Raw genomic sequence first — 14,520 nt, 5'->3', positions numbered from 1 at the left:
ATGACCATGCAAATAAGCGAATTGACACAAAGCCTTGCGGTATTTGAACACTGGCAGCAACAAGCGCTAAACCAGCGAGTCGAGATTGTTAAACGATGGGCCTCACTGCTAAGCCAACGCTCCACCGATTGGGCCGAAGCAGTCGCCATGATCAACTTGCAATGCCAACAGGCAACGGCCTTAATCGGCCAGACTCAGTCCTTGCCAGGCCCTACTGGGGAGAGCAATGAACTGTATTGTGTAGGTCGAGGCAGCTTTTTGTTGAGCGGCGATGAACAGGCTAATTCAGTAGCGCTACTGGGGCTAATTAGCGCCGCACTGGTGGCGGGAAACACCATTATATGCAGTGTTCACCCCAAAGCTGATTGCCAGTTGGAATTGGCGCTTAGCGACTTATTGCGCGCAGGCTGTCCCGACAGAGTGGCCATTTACACTGCCTATGAAACGGCTGAAGCACTCGCCAAACAGCCCGCTTTAGCAGGGGTTGCTCTGGTGGGAGCACACCACACTTGCCAACGCTTTAACCTGTTGTTGGCCGAGCGAGAGGGTCAGATCGCGCAGCTGATTTACGAAGGAGATCTACAAGATTACTCCCTGTTAAGTGAGCCAACGCTTTGTTTACGCTTTATTACCGAGCGTACTCGCACTATAAATATCACCGCCGTAGGCGGTAACGCGAGCCTACTGGAATTAGGCAGCGCCGAGTAACACACAACGTATAAGGCTCGAAAGAGCCATCAAAAGGAATAACTAATGATTGAAAATAGCTTTGCTATCAGTGCCACATTCGTAGCCTATCTCATCGTTATGCTATCAATTGGCATTTACGCTTATAAACGAACGTCTAACTCTGAAGACTACTTCTTGGGTGGCCGTTCACTAGGGCCTTGGCCTGCAGCCCTATCCGCAGGGGCATCAGACATGAGCGGCTGGTTATTGTTGGGGCTTCCCGGCTACGCCTATGCCGCGGGAATTGAAGCCATTTGGCTGGCTGGCGGCTTATTAGTGGGTACTTGGCTAAACTGGTTAATTTGCGCCAAGCGCCTTCGCACCTACTCCATTGTTGCCGATAATGCCTTAACTATTCCTGAATACTTTGCCCGTCGCTTCGCCGACAAATCAAAGCTATTACAGTCTATTTCGGCCTTGTTTATCCTCTTGTTTTTCTTGTTCTATACCAGTTCAGGCTTAGTAGCTGGCGGTAAACTATTTGAAACCGTATTTGGTTTGGACTACCGCTTCGCGGTGATAGTTGGCACCTTGTGCGTGGTATCTTACACCTTATTTGGCGGCTTTCTTGCGGTATCTTGGACCGATTTAGTTCAGGGTTTGTTAATGGCCGCCGCCTTAGTCATTGTGCCGATTGCCGCAATGGAAGGCTCAATGAGTGACTTAGGCGCGGCTCTTGAGCTAAAAAACCCTGAGCTGCTCAACCTATGGACAGACGCCAGCGGCCAAAGCTTGTCGGCCATTGGCATTATCTCTTTAGTGGCATGGGGCTTGGGTTATTTTGGTCAGCCGCACATTCTAGCGCGCTTTAAGGCTACCCGCCGCAATGGCGACATCGCTACCGCACGACGCATTGCGGTAAGCTGGACGGCACTGTCGATGGCCGGTGCACTGCTTATTGGTGTAGTAGGCATTGTATACGTGGACGCGCATATGGGTGGCGCAGTTAAAGATGGCGAAACCATCTTCATGTTGTTAGTTAACGCGATTTTCCATCCAGTGGTAGCCGGTATTTTGCTGGCCGCTATTCTTGCGGCAATCATGAGTACCGCCGACTCCCAGCTATTGGTATCTTCTTCGGCTTTAGCTGAAGATTTCTATAAGCAAGTTTTCCGCCCTCAAGCTAGCCAACAAGAAATTGTTCGAGTTGGCCGCATCGCGGTAATTGCGCTGTCTATAGTGGCGCTATTTTTAGCCATGAACCCAGAAAGCTCGGTACTAGGCTTGGTATCTTACGCTTGGGCAGGTTTTGGCGCGGCCTTTGGCCCGGCCATCTTATTTAGCCTATTCTGGAAAGACATGAACCGCAACGGCGCGCTAGCTGGTGTAGTGGTGGGTGGTATCACCGTGGTGTTATGGAAGCAACTTAGTGGTGGCATTTTTGACTTATATGAAATCGTGCCCGGCTTTATTTTTGCCAGCTTGGCGATTGTGCTGTTATCTAAACTGAGCGGCGGAGCAAGTGATACAGTAAAAGCCAGCTTTGACGAATACCAAAGCAAGCTGCAAAGTCTTGATTAATGCTTAAAGTGATATAAATACAAAAGGGCTTAGCTGCATCTGCAACTAAGCCCTTTGTTTTAAAAGCTAAGTGCATTTAGCCTAGCTATAATAACGCGCTGCTTACCAAGGCACTTCAATATCGAGTTGTTTAATCAGGCGGTCTACTTCTTGCCATGCCGCTTTCTTCTGCTTCATGTCTAGCTCTTCGCCAATCAGAAAGTCACGATCGCCAGGCGCATTAGGGTGGCCTAATAAGGCCGCAATCGACATCCAAACATAGCCGGTTACCGGATCTTCAGCCATGTTCTCACCTTCAAAGTAGCGCAGACCTAATAGATAGGCGGCCTCTTTATCTTTGTTCAGTGCTGCTTGGTTGTACCAATACTCGGCTTGAGTAAAGTCTTGCGCTACACCTTCACCGTTCCAGTAGCTTTCGGCTAGTAAGAACTGCGCCTGAGCATCCTGCTGTTGGGCGGCAGCGTTTAACCAATCGATAGCTAACTCAGGTTTAGTACCCTCGCTAGTAAGACCTTCTTTGTACAACACAGCCACTTGAGTCATCGCTGCTACATTACCGGCTTTAGCCGCCAAAATGTAGTTAGCCAATGCCTTATCCAAGTCTTGCTGTTGCTGCTCACCTTGGTGATATTGCTGGGCAAGTTTGAACTCTTGTTCGCCACATACACCGCTGCACTCAATGGCAGTAGCGATGTCGCTAGCTGGCGTGGTGGCCGACTGGCTGCAACCGACCAATAATGCGGCTGCCACACAGCTGGCCAAACCATAAACTGATTTTTTCATTTTCTGTCCTTTGTTGAACGTTGCCTGATGACCAAATAAGACAACGAGGGCAACGCTAACACATTTTATGGAGCAGAAAATAGTGAATAATTATTTAATTGCGATTAATCAATTTGAGAGCAATCCCCCGAAAAATAGCTGGGTGGATCACAAATTTGCTGCTAGCACTCTCTAACAGCAAATCTTTGATGAATAATTAATCTATTTTATGCAGTTATCAAAGAAGGTCACTGTGGCCGGCCAATCGGCAAATACTCCCAATACCGCGAGCTCTGTCTTTAATACATTTAGTACTTCCAGCTCGGCATAGTTAGTATAACGACGCTCTAACGACCAAGTAATAATATCTAAACCCGCATCCTTAAGCTGCTTCGCGTAGTCACTGGCTACCAATGTGCCATTTTGCTGTTCAATTAACATCGGATAAATCGGTGCCACAATGTTAATTCCCTTGGCGGCAATCTCGGTGGGGCTAGGCACATTATCCGAAGAGTACAAATACACAGCTTGCTCACCAAACTCAGGCTCGGTGGCAATCCAGTAGTCAATATCATCAATTAAGAACGACTGGACATAAACATCACTAGGCGCCACTTCTGCCTCTATATATTCATCAATCATCTTCTGTGCAAATTCTTGTTGGCTCATCCCCGCAGCGGCTAAATCTTGAGCTGATGGTGTTTTTAGCTCCGGTGTCATTTTCACCCCCAAGGCCTTAAATAAGGCAATGCTCTCTTTGTGAGATAACAAAGTGCCAGTATTGGCGTAGAGATCGGTACGAAAACTTGGCGTCGCATCCATGTACTCTTCCACCGTAGTGGCATTGGGGTTGTATGAGTCCATTTTCCCTTGTAGAGACTTATATTCAGCAAGAGTAAAATCAGAGGTGCGACATTCCGCACTGGCCGTTACGCCATTTACTGGATCGGCAGGACTAAACGGTACCGAGCATTTAGCCGCCAACTCAGGCACAGCCAGTACATTAGTAGTAGTGTGTAAGTCGCCATGAGAGTGACGACAAACTAACTCACCGTCTTTGGTTAAAGCGACATCACATTCCAAGACCCCAGCCCCCATACGCGCAGCGGCCAGATAGCTTTCCCGAGTATGTTCGGGAAACATTAACGGCGCCCCGCGGTGACCAATCGATAAGGGACTCACTTGATAGCTAGTTTTACTTTCAACACAGGCGCTAAGTTGCTGTTTTAGTTCACCTTCAGGAAGTTGATCAACTAAGTAAGCCGGGCGAGGACCTAATTGCACTTTAGATACGGCAGTAGAGTTAGCCGTTGCTTGAGTAATATCGTTATCATCACAGGCGGTTAGTAAAGCCAGCGGGCAAAGTAACCATCCTAGGTGTAGCAGTTTCATTGGCGATCATCCTTATCATTAGTTAAGCAGTATGGTGAGCCAATAGTAGAGACGCCTTAGATTGCACATAGATGATCATTTTATGTTGAATTTATGGCACAACTTGGTGAAGCTCACCAGTCAACATGGCGCCGAAAATAGCAAAGCCGGCCTTAAGCCGGCTTTGTTCTGCTTAACGATAACTTAACGATAATCAGGAATAGAGCGGTTCCAAGTCACCAATTTGGTAACATCAGCTTTATTTTCCCAATAATGAGCTAAAGCGGCATCGGGGTTAGTACCTAAGCCATGTTTATAGTAATAGGCCAAGGTACTCGCTGCTGACTTAGAGCCTCGCTGAGCCGATAAATGGAATAACTCAAAGGCTTTTTGGTAGTCTTGCTCTACCCCGCGCCCAAAGTGATACATTCGCCCTAAAGCCCAGAGGCTTTCACTATTGCCCTGCTCTATGGCTTGCTCAAATAAGCGCAAGGCCTGAGCATAGTCCCGCTTGCCCGTCACGCCGTGGTAAACCAGTAAGCCGAGCTCTCTACTAGCGTAAGGATGTAGTTGATCACTGGCAATTTGATAATACTTTGCCGCTTCCGCAAGGTCAGCCTCTTCAAACAAGCCCTTAGCTTTCGCCTTGGCTATCCAATACGCTGATTCTGCACGTCCCTGAGCAGCCAATTGCAAATGTAAGTTGTAACAGCTTTGCTGTTTTTTCAAACGTGAACACCAGCTCTGAAGTTGCAAATCCGTTGCAGCCGACTGCTCTTTGGCTTGCACACTCAATACCGAGCTAAGAACCAAACTAAGGCCAGCCAAACACCAAATGACTAATTTATTCATAATGGTTTCCTTGAGCTATTAACTAAAATATTTTAAAAGACCAAAAGCCTTTTGTGATAGCCATCGCATTTTTAATGCCAAAGTTAAAACCCTTTTATTTCAATACAATGACAAAGGCCATCTGCTACAACAAACCAATTTGATGCAATTATCATCAAGTTTTTGCACCATATTGGTAACTAATGATAATTCTATCTAATAACAATAAAGCGTAGACCTTGATAATAATGCTGCAAAAACATACAACAGCTTTAACTGTGCATAAGCCTTTACATTTTTGCCGCTAGCCCAGTAAGCAAAAGCTGAGCGCTTATCTAGATGAACAATTTTGTACAAAACCTTTGCGCCATTCTGCGCTATGATGCTGTCTCAGTTTAAGTGGCAGGGAGCAGGGTTATGAGCAAAGAACAAGCACACTATCGGCTTGCCGACGAGCTGGGCGGGATTGAGATACTGAATGCACGCTATCGACACCAACAGTTTTCACGGCATAGTCACGAGGGCTATACCATTGGTGTGATAGCCAGCGGCGCACAGCGTTTTTTCCGCACCGGTAGTAATCATGTGGCGCCACAAGACAGTATTATTTTGGTTAATGCCGATGAAGTGCATACCGGCTGTTCGGCCTCGGTGGGCGGTTGGTCCTATCAAGCCATGTACCCCACGGTGGAACAATTTTCTCAAGTCAGTGAGGAGCTAGGTTGCCACAAACTGGGGGCGCCTTATTTTAGCCAAGCGGTAGTTGAAGATGCGCTGGTAGCACGCACTCTCAGAGCGAGCATTAACGCTTTGGAGCATTCCTCAAATCGCTTACAGCGGGAAACGCTGGTTTACTCCAGCCTACAATTGTTAATGAGCCGCCATGCTAAAACCCGGCCGCAGCCTGCCCGTCGCGGCCATGCGAGGCCCAACCTAGCCATGGCCAAACAGTTTCTTGATGAGCAGGCCAGCGAAAACATCTCGCTCAGCGAGCTGGCCAAGTTAGTCAATTTAAGTCCCAGCTACTTGGTGAAGCAATTTGTTAAATGTTATGGTCTTCCGCCACATGCCTATCAAATTCAAGCGCGATTACGCTTAGCTAAAAGCTTATTGCGCAAAGGGCAGCAACAATTAGACGTAGCGCTAGCTTGTGGCTTTCATGACCAAAGCCATTTTAGTCGTCATTTTAAACGGGCCTTAGGAATCAGCCCCGGCCGTTACGCCAAAGAACTACATGCTTAAGGCCTTAGGCCGCAGTACCAAGCAAGGAATATTGTGAAACAAACCGATTACATTCATCACCATGGCTGGGCGCAGCGCAGCAAAGCATTCTCTAAAGGAACCTTAGCGGTATTGCCTCTGACCATTGCGGTGATCCCTTGGGGCATATTGGCCGGCTCTTACGCCATGGAAGCGGGGCTGAACCCGCTGCAAAGTCAGGCCATGTCGGCAATTTTATTTGCCGGCTCCGCTCAATTAGTGGCCAGTGGCATGTTCAAACTGGGTGCCAGCTTATTTAGCATGTTAGTCACCACTCTGCTGATAACCTCACGCCACCTGCTGTACAGCATGGCAATGCGGCCAAAAATCAGCGGATTGCCTATACGCTGGCGGCTCATATTAGGTTTTCTGCTCACCGATGAATTATTCGCCATTGCCAATCAAGACAGCGCTAAGCAGTTTGACCGCTGGTATGCTTTAGGTGGTGGCTTAAGCTTTTATTTAGCTTGGAATATCGCATCAGCCTTTGGCATTATTGCTGGTGCCAATATCGACAATCTCGATAGTTGGGGCTTAGATTTTGCGATTGCCGCTACCTTTATTGCGATAATAGTGCCTAGCATTAAACAGGCCTCGGGTTTACTGTGCGTTGTAGTGGCCTTGGTCAGCTCGGTGGTATGTCAGCTGTTTGCTATTCCTGGCGGCTTATTAATTTCGGCGCTATTGGCAATGAGCCTCGCTACCGTCTATGGCCACTGGCGCGGAGAGCAACAATGATTTGGCTCAGTATTCTTGCCATGGCGGCAGTGGTATTTGCCAGCCGCTACCTATTTTTAGAACCCCAAATCCCCTTGCGCTTAGGTAAAACGGCACTGCGTTTTTTAAGTTATTCGGCGCCGGCAGTGCTCACCGCAATCTTTGCCCCCATCGTGTTTGTGCGCGACGAACAGCTTAGCCTAGGGCTTGATAACCCTTACCTAATCGCAGCGGCACTGGCCTGTGGCTTGGCTATCTTTACTCGCAATGCGCTGCTTACCACGCTGCTTAGCATGGCGGTATTTTTTATTATTCACTAGGGATAGAGGCGACAATATAGCGCCATGCTGCCACTAGGCGTTAACTCTCTAACCAAGTTAACGCTTCTTGTTCATCCTCAAAGATGTCTATCTCGCCAGCCATGAACCACCTACCCACCTTAGCCGCCCACTCCAACCACGGCTGTTGACCGAGAATAGCTAGTTTTTCAAATTGTTGGCCGTGCTTTAAACCCAATTTAAGATCATCCCAAGCGGCCCTTAGATCCCAGCCTTCAAGCTCTCTAGCATCAAATAAAACGCGAACCTGCGGATGGTCAACTTCGGCAAAGGCCGATTCAATCATAGGGGTAATCGCTTGGTAGTCGAGGTGAGTAAGCTTGCCATAGGCCTTAAACGACACCAATAGGCGGGTTTCGATTCGTTCAATACCAATACTTAATCCGTGTCTACGAATACTCATGAGAGGGTCCTTATTATGCAGCATGCTTTATAAGTATGGTCGATATTGCTGCACCGGTGAGTATAAATATGCAGTGAAATGGCGAACTAGGCTTTGAATTTTATGTGATTTCGGGGCAGGATCTGGGCCATGACGAATACCACCTTTAGCGTAAGCTTGCCCTCACTTATCCATCGCATTGGTCGCGAGCAAGTGCGCCATGTTCAACAACAGGCTGAGCAACATAATTGCCAGTTAAAACGTATTCGACGCTCGCGAAACTGGCAACTGCTTGGCCAACTCGAGGCAGTGATTGAGCTACTTGAGCAACTAAAAATGCCAACGCAACACCAGCTAAGTTATTTAGTAAACAAACTCAGCGACGCAGTGCAGTGTGAACAAGATAAACGCCAACCCAAACAACAGCGGCTGCGTGCGCTTATTCAGCAACAACCCAACATCACCGTGGCAAAGTTAGCAGAATTAGCCAATTGCAGCCTGAGTGAAGCGCGCGCCGCACGCTTTGTTGAGCAAGAACTTTAGGTTAGCCGTTACCATAGCCATAGCGCGAAACCTGCACCAAGGCATCGGAATTCAACAACACGCTAAGGTTACCGAGGCCAAACTCGCAGAATTGGCGAGTTGCAGCTTGAGTGAAGCGCGCGCCGCACGCTTTATTGAACAAGAACTTTAGGTTAGCCGTAACCATAGCCATAGCGCGAAACCTGCACCAAGGCATCGGAATTCAACAACACGCTAATATCACCGTAGCCAAACTCTCAGAATTGGCGAGTTGCAGCCTGAGTGAAGCACGAGCAGCGCGCTTTGTTGAGCAAGAGCTTTAGGTTAGCCGTTACCATAGCGATAGCGCGAAACCTGCACCAAGGCATCGGAATTCAACAACACGCTAATATCACCGTAGCCAAACTCTCAGAATTGGCGAGTTGCAGCCTGAGTGAAGCACGAGCAGCGCGCTTTGTTGAGCAAGAGCTTTAGGTTAGCCGTTACCATAGCGATAGCGCGAAACCTGCACCAAGGCATCGGAATTCAACAACACGCTAAGGTTACCGAGGCCAAACTCGCAGAATTGGCGAGTTGCAGCCTGAGTGAAGCACGCGCAGCGCGCTTTGTTGAGCAAGAACTTTAAGTTCGCCGTTACCATAGCCATAGCGCGAAACCTGCACCAAGGCATCGGAATTCAACAACACGCTAAGGTTACCGAGGCCAAACTCGCAGAATTGGCGAGTTGCAGCTTGAGTGAAGCGCGAGCAGCGCGCTTTATTGAACAAGAACTTTAAACGCGCTGTTAGCGTGGCCATAAACGCTCAAGCTGCGCCAAGATATCGGCATAAGGCAAGTCGGCACAGCGGCCAAAGCCGGGCAGTTGGCGTAATTTATATTTAGTTGACCAAGGGCTAGTCATGCCCGCCAAAAAGCGCACCGCCATTACCGGGCTTAACTTACCCTGCTGTGCCGCCAAGTGCTGAGTTAAGTCTCGTAAATCGGCTGCAATTTGTTGGTCGGCGATAGCTTGAGCAGGCTGCGAATAAGCGAGCTTGGCCACTTTTCCTCGACAAACGCTGCAATGGCCACAGTGCTCGGGGCTTGATGGTCGTCAAAGTAACGCGCCAATTGATAGCTTAAGCAGGAATCAAGTTCAAAGAAGCGTAACAACTGGCCTATTCGTTTAATTTCTTTGTTTTGTTTGTCCAAGAAGTAATCAGCTAAGTGCTGGGCCAAACCTTCCGCCTTTATCCCTTCTATATTCACTTGGTATACGTCGGTAATCTTCTTGGTTTCCAGTTCAATCAGCCCTTGCTCGCTTAAATATTCCAAGGCCACCACCACGCGCGAGCGCTCGGCCTGATAATCTTGGTAAAGCGCGGCAAAATCTAAACTTCCCCAGATTTTTTTCATTTGGGTATGTTGAAATATCGCCTTAATGAAAGCGCCGCGCTCCCCTTCAAAGCGGCCAATGATAGCCTGCTTATCTTGCAGCAATTTGTAGCGAAAATCGGCGTAATAGGCATACAAAGGTTTAATTAAGCCTTGTAGCTCTAATTGCACCAATAAGGTTTTAAGCGGCAATTGGCGAATATTACTGAGATTGGCCAGTTGATTGATTTGCATCTCCCACTGCCCGGCTTGAGTTTCACTAACAATGCTGTTTAAGACTATTTCGATGCCGCTTAGCTCGGGCGTATCACCGTAAACAAAGTTTTCTACCGTGGTTAAGCCATCTAGGTTAGCCAGTGTTAAACATTGAGCGGGGGCGCCGTCGCGCCCTGCCCGGCCAATTTCCTGGCTAAAGTTTTCGATGGATTTGGGTAGATCGAAATGCACCACAAAACGAATATTACTTTTATCTACCCCCATGCCAAAGGCGATGGTGGCCACCACCACTTGTAGGCGATCATCCATGAAGTTTTGTTGTATTTGCTGGCGCTGTTCGTTGCCATAACCTGCGTGATAGGCAGCGGCGTTAATCCCCTGCTGGCGCAGCGCTTTGGCTAAATCGTCAGCCGACTGCTGCAAGGTCACGTAAACAATGCCCGCGCCCTGTTGCTGACGAATAAAACTGAGCAAGTGCGGCAGTTTTTGCTCGGCCACACAACTACTCACGGCAATATCCAGGTTGTTGCGGTAAAAACCGGTTTGCACTATGTCTTGCTCGGCAATGGCAAAACGCGCCGCCATATCCTGCTTCACCTTACGCGTAGCAGTTGCTGTGAGTAGCAAAACAAGGGGAATATTTAGCTCACTACGGTACTGCGGCAATTTTAGGTAATCGGGGCGAAAATTATGCCCCCATTCAGATATACAGTGGGCCTCATCCACCACCAACATTGACAGCGGCACACCTTGAATAAACTGACGAAAACGCTCGTTCTTAAAACGCTCTACCGACACCATTAAAATTTTAGTTTTACCACTGCGTACCTCAGCCATCACCTGGCGGCTTTGCTCAGCACTTAAGGTGGAGTCGAGACTGGCTGCAGCAATGCCTTTTTGCTGCAAGAAGTTAAGCTGATCTTTTATTAAGGCTAATAGCGGTGATACCACTAAGGTTAAATGCGGCAACTGCAAGGCGGTAAATTGGTAACACAAAGATTTGCCTGAGCCGGTGGGGAAAATGGCCAAACAAGAACGTTGCGCCAACAACGTCTCTACCACTTGCCCTTGACCGGGGCGAAACTGTTCAAAGCCAAAAGCTTGTTTTAGCTGCAAGGATAAAGGGTGATTCATGGGCTCTCTCAAATTGATGGAAGGGCTTAACTTAAGGCTGCAAAGCCCGCCCTAGCGGCTAAGCCAATAAATACACTCATGGCCACACTAAGCAGCGTACCAAGCAAGACATATTCGGTCAGTTTACGCTCTGATTGGCCGGTTAAGTCACCAAAACGAAAGATGGATTTAGCCGCAATAATAAAGCCGATGGCAGCGCTTTGATCCAACAATACACAGGTCAGTATTAGGCTGCGTTCAACCATGCCAATGGCTTTGCCAGCCATGGGCAAGTAAAGCCCAGCCTGCTGCACCGACGGGCTCCAAGGGCGCAAAGCCAAGGCCAGCACTCTAGAGCAAGGATTTAATATCAATAAATAAGCTAGCACCAGCAGCATGACTTTTGGCTGTATCAGCGTGCCAAATAAAAAGCCGAGGCCTTGCCAAGCATCACTAAGGGCCACCACCGCTATACCTAAAATGGCAAACTGTAAGGCCTGAAAAAACAGGTAATAAAAAGTAGATGGCGGCAGGTAGGCCAGCCAAGCTGGCAGCACTATCAGAACGAGCAATAGCACCAAACTCAAGCCAAATAGCAGACTGCTCGCGCCAACAAAATATAGCGCTAGCAGGGTAAAACCGAGGCTTAACAACAAAGCTCGCCAATAAAGACAAGTAGCTATAAATTTTTGTTGCTCAACTTGCTGGCGGCAATGCTGGGGCCAAATAAAAAACTCTAGTAAGACATAAGCCAGCCAGATAGCCAACAAAAACTGCATTTCCATTCTAAGACTCATCCATGAGTTGTTTGAAGTACAGTTTATACTCTTCCAGCAATTGATACTGCGATAAGTTAAGAAGTTTTGTGGCATTAACCCGAGAACAGCCTAAGACTTCGGCCAGTGCAACATGGCTTGGCTCGGCGAGTTGCCAATAACAATGCAAAGCCTCGGCTTGTTTCTGGCTTAAGGCTTGTAACTGCTTATCGGCAAACTTAGTTAGCAACTCAAAGTGCTGTTGTAAATAGGGTTTATGGCTAAATACTCCCATGTATTGCCGCTTCAGGCTGTCTAAGCCCCGCCCCGACAAAATAAAGGCCTCGCCATTGGAGCGGCCCAGTTGCTCGGCAAGCGGGGCTATACTGCCAATGCCTATACCGATGCGTGCATCCATATTCACTGCTGCTTTTAAAGCTAAACGGATCTCTAAGGCGCAATCAATGGCGAGCTCGGGCGGCTCAAGCAATAGCTGAAAAGCATCACCGCGAAAAATTTCATAGCGGCAACCATAACGCTGCTGTAAACCGTGTAAGCTAGCGGTTAAAGCCTGCAAAGCCTCATTAAAAGCCGCTGGTTTTAGCCCGCTAGAACCAACAATGTCACCACTTAATACCGCAACAGAGTGCATAACTTTACTACCTTGCTTATCTTGCTTGCCACATAAGTAACCAAAAAAACTTACTTTTATATTAGTAACCTATTTAAGTTACACCAACAAAAGTAACTCGATAACAAGCTAAAGGCAAATATACAAAACGATCAATCGGGAGTGTTCTAAGAGCGAAATGATAGCACTTCATTTGTTCCTGTTCCCTTACCTCGGCTCAACTCGCTGACCATTCTGGGTCTATCAGCATTAAGCTTCCTTAGCTGAAACAACTTGCTCTTCTTCCGAGAACTTGAATCATTTGTTGCACCACTTTGAAACTTCCCAGCACCAAGCTGGTTAAAAATAAGCTTTAGTCAGCCTCCTAAGGGCTTGTCTAGTTGGTCAAAAAGCCAAACTCAACTCGTTGAAAATAAATGTAATTGCAAATTAATCAATGGAATGCTGCATTTGGGCGCATTTGTTGCAACACCCCTTCCAGAAGATTCATTTGTTTCAACCATGTTAACTTGCTAAGGAAATGCTATGTTCAAAATCAAACATCTACTGGCCGGAGCCGCCATTGCAATATGTGGATTAACCAGTGCAGTAACGCAGGCCGATCAACTGGATACCCTAATGGAGCGAGGCGTACTTAAAGTGGCGGTACCGCAAGATTTTCCTCCTTTTGGTTCGGTAGGCAGTGACCTGCAACCTCAAGGTTACGACATTGATATGGCGAACTACTTGGCAGACGAGTTGGGCGTAAAACTAGAATTAGTACCAGTGACCAGCGCCAACCGCATTCCTTACCTACAAACCCGTAAAGTGGATTTAGTGATCTCTAGCCTAGGTAAAAACCCTGAGCGAGAAAAAGCCATCGATTTTAGTAATGCTTACGCGCCATTCTTCTTAGGTGTATTTGGTGCAGAAGGCTTAGATGTGAGCAAGGCCGATGACTTAAAAGGTAAAACTGTAGGCGTGACTCGCGGTGCAGTGGAAGACATTGAGCTGAGCAAATTGGTGGATGAGTCAACCACCATCAAACGCTTTGAAGACAACAATACTACGCTTTCTGCCTACCTTTCAGGTCAAGTTGAACTGATTGCTACAGGTAACCTAGTCGCCACCGAAATAGCTAAACGCGTGCCTCAACGTAAACCAGAAACTAAGTTCATGTTGAAAAACTCACCTTGCTACGTTGGCGTATTAAAAGGCGAACCAGCACTACTGGAAAAAGTAAACAGCCTCATCGCCAAAGCTAAAGAGAGCGGCGAATTAGAAAAAATGTCTCTCGCTTGGTTTAAAACCTCACTTCCTAAAGAGCTGTAATTTAAGGATAAAAAGGCATGAGCTACCAATTAGACTTTAGCGGATTAATTCCTTACATCCCCGAGCTAAGCAAAGGCTTACTGACCACCGTTGAGCTAACCGTTTACTCCACAGTGGCAGGGATTGCGCTAGGCACCGCAGGTGCAGCCGGGCGAATTAGTAACAAGGCTTGGTTACGTTGGCTAGTTGGTAGCTACGTGGAAGTGATTCGCAATACCCCGTTTATTGTACAGCTATTCTTCATCTTTTTTGGCTTGCCGGCCTTAGGCTTTAAGCTCAGTGCCTGGCAAGCAGGTTGTTTAGCCATGGTGATTAACCTTGGTGCCTACCTCACCGAAATTATTCGCGCAGGCATTCAAGCCACACCTAAAGGGCAATGGGAAGCTGGCCACACCCTTGGGCTGAGCCATTGGCAAATTTTTAGCAGAGTGGTTCTGCCCACCGCCTTTCAACGCATTTACCCTGCCCTAGTTAGCCAATGCATCATTGTTATGCTCGGCTCGGCGGTGGTATCACAAATTTCGGTAGAAGAGCTGACTTTCTCGGCCAACTTCATTCAATCACGCAACTTTCTCAGCTTTGAGTCCTACATGGTGACTGCCTTGATTTACTTATTATTGGCCGTAGCAATGCGCCAGCTATTTGAGTTATTAGCGCGCCGTATCTTTAAGAACCCGTCCTTATAGG

17 protein-coding genes and 1 pseudogene are annotated in these 14,520 nt (G+C 47.7%); 11 read left to right on the top strand and 7 right to left on the bottom strand.

Translation table 11 applies throughout. The features are described 5' to 3' along the window. Entirely contained in the window at nucleotides 1-708 is a 708-nt protein-coding gene (locus AR383_RS20435; protein WP_055734801.1) for a hypothetical protein, read from the top strand. Nucleotides 709-753: 45 nt separating this feature from the next. Then, nucleotides 754-2,250 carry a sodium/proline symporter PutP gene (gene putP, locus AR383_RS20430; RefSeq protein ID WP_055734800.1) on the top strand — a complete coding sequence of 499 codons (1,497 nt, stop codon included), beginning with the start codon at nucleotides 754-756 and terminating at the stop codon, nucleotides 2,248-2,250. Nucleotides 2,251-2,352: 102 nt separating this feature from the next. Here putP and AR383_RS20425 read toward each other — a convergent pair whose 3' ends face one another. The 3 genes from AR383_RS20425 to AR383_RS20415 form a co-directional block, all read right to left on the bottom strand. Beyond that, a complete protein-coding gene (locus AR383_RS20425) occupies nucleotides 2,353-3,033 on the bottom strand; it encodes a tetratricopeptide repeat protein (protein ID WP_055734799.1) in 681 nt (226 codons plus the stop codon). A gap of 201 nt (nucleotides 3,034-3,234) precedes the next feature. After that, nucleotides 3,235-4,404, bottom strand: a complete 1,170-nt coding sequence (locus AR383_RS20420) for a glycerophosphodiester phosphodiesterase family protein (RefSeq protein ID WP_083481722.1) — start codon at nucleotides 4,402-4,404, stop codon at nucleotides 3,235-3,237. A gap of 183 nt (nucleotides 4,405-4,587) precedes the next feature. Further along, nucleotides 4,588-5,235, bottom strand: a complete 648-nt coding sequence (locus AR383_RS20415; RefSeq protein WP_055734798.1) for a tetratricopeptide repeat protein — start codon at nucleotides 5,233-5,235, stop codon at nucleotides 4,588-4,590. A 396-nt stretch (nucleotides 5,236-5,631) separates the two neighbouring features. Between AR383_RS20415 and AR383_RS20410 the strand changes: the two genes are divergently transcribed. The 3 genes from AR383_RS20410 to AR383_RS20400 are packed head-to-tail and all read left to right on the top strand — an operon-like array spanning nucleotide 5,632 to nucleotide 7,511. After that, nucleotides 5,632-6,456, top strand: a complete 825-nt coding sequence (locus AR383_RS20410; RefSeq protein ID WP_055734797.1) for an AraC family transcriptional regulator — start codon at nucleotides 5,632-5,634, stop codon at nucleotides 6,454-6,456. 33 nt (nucleotides 6,457-6,489) lie between these two features. Further along, entirely contained in the window at nucleotides 6,490-7,212 is a 723-nt protein-coding gene (locus AR383_RS20405; RefSeq protein WP_055734796.1) for an AzlC family ABC transporter permease, read from the top strand. Next, nucleotides 7,209-7,511 (top strand): AzlD domain-containing protein, encoded by a 303-nt coding sequence (locus AR383_RS20400; RefSeq protein ID WP_055734795.1) that lies wholly within the window; start codon nucleotides 7,209-7,211, stop codon nucleotides 7,509-7,511. Before AR383_RS20405 ends, AR383_RS20400 begins: the two co-directional genes overlap by 4 nt. A 40-nt stretch (nucleotides 7,512-7,551) precedes the next feature. Here AR383_RS20400 and AR383_RS20395 read toward each other — a convergent pair whose 3' ends face one another. Further along, nucleotides 7,552-7,932: a SpoIIAA family protein gene (locus AR383_RS20395; protein WP_055734794.1), complete on the bottom strand. Its 381-nt coding sequence runs from the start codon at nucleotides 7,930-7,932 to the stop codon at nucleotides 7,552-7,554. 129 nt (nucleotides 7,933-8,061) lie between these two features. On the opposite strand from AR383_RS20395, the gene AR383_RS20390 reads away from it, so the two are divergent. From AR383_RS20390 to AR383_RS20380, 4 genes are all read left to right on the top strand, one after another. Then, the gene (locus AR383_RS20390; protein WP_055734793.1) at nucleotides 8,062-8,454 is read left to right on the top strand and encodes a ribosome recycling factor family protein; all 393 of its coding nucleotides are present in this window, start codon (nucleotides 8,062-8,064) and stop codon (nucleotides 8,452-8,454) included. A 110-nt stretch (nucleotides 8,455-8,564) separates the two neighbouring features. Next, a complete protein-coding gene (locus AR383_RS22745) occupies nucleotides 8,565-8,756 on the top strand; it encodes a ribosome recycling factor family protein (protein ID WP_417857899.1) in 192 nt (63 codons plus the stop codon). Beyond that, entirely contained in the window at nucleotides 8,716-8,907 is a 192-nt protein-coding gene (locus AR383_RS20385; RefSeq protein WP_055734792.1) for a ribosome recycling factor family protein, read from the top strand. The genes AR383_RS22745 and AR383_RS20385 overlap by 41 nt, the downstream gene beginning before the upstream one ends. A 110-nt stretch (nucleotides 8,908-9,017) precedes the next feature. Continuing rightward, on the top strand, nucleotides 9,018-9,209 hold the full coding sequence (locus tag AR383_RS20380; protein ID WP_055734791.1) for a hypothetical protein: 192 nt from the start codon (nucleotides 9,018-9,020) through the stop codon (nucleotides 9,207-9,209). An 8-nt stretch (nucleotides 9,210-9,217) separates the two neighbouring features. On the opposite strand, the pseudogene AR383_RS20375 reads toward AR383_RS20380, so the two are convergent. The 3 genes and pseudogenes from AR383_RS20375 to AR383_RS20365 all read right to left on the bottom strand — a co-directional run bounded on the left by AR383_RS20375 (nucleotide 9,218) and on the right by AR383_RS20365 (nucleotide 12,543). Beyond that, nucleotides 9,218-11,157 (bottom strand): annotated as a pseudogene (locus tag AR383_RS20375) (RecQ family ATP-dependent DNA helicase). Nucleotides 11,158-11,183: 26 nt separating this feature from the next. Continuing rightward, nucleotides 11,184-11,921, bottom strand: coding sequence for a hypothetical protein (locus AR383_RS20370; protein WP_055734790.1), 738 nt, complete (start codon nucleotides 11,919-11,921; stop codon nucleotides 11,184-11,186). A gap of 1 nt (nucleotide 11,922) precedes the next feature. After that, nucleotides 11,923-12,543 carry a nucleotidyl cyclase domain-containing protein gene (locus AR383_RS20365; RefSeq protein WP_055734789.1) on the bottom strand — a complete coding sequence of 207 codons (621 nt, stop codon included), beginning with the start codon at nucleotides 12,541-12,543 and terminating at the stop codon, nucleotides 11,923-11,925. Nucleotides 12,544-13,047: 504 nt separating this feature from the next. Here AR383_RS20365 and AR383_RS20360 point away from each other — a divergent pair. Together AR383_RS20360 and AR383_RS20355 are read left to right on the top strand one after the other, a co-directional pair. Further along, nucleotides 13,048-13,833: a transporter substrate-binding domain-containing protein gene (locus tag AR383_RS20360; protein ID WP_055734788.1), complete on the top strand. Its 786-nt coding sequence runs from the start codon at nucleotides 13,048-13,050 to the stop codon at nucleotides 13,831-13,833. Nucleotides 13,834-13,850: 17 nt separating this feature from the next. Further along, nucleotides 13,851-14,519: an amino acid ABC transporter permease gene (locus AR383_RS20355; protein ID WP_055734787.1), complete on the top strand. Its 669-nt coding sequence runs from the start codon at nucleotides 13,851-13,853 to the stop codon at nucleotides 14,517-14,519. The last annotated feature ends 1 nt before the right edge of the window (nucleotide 14,520 follow it).

It is taken from the genome of Agarivorans gilvus (assembly GCF_001420915.1).
In the GTDB taxonomy this organism is placed as follows: domain Bacteria; phylum Pseudomonadota; class Gammaproteobacteria; order Enterobacterales; family Celerinatantimonadaceae; genus Agarivorans; species Agarivorans gilvus.
Note: the sequence above shows the minus strand (reverse complement) of the source record. Positions and strands in the feature narration are given on the sequence as shown.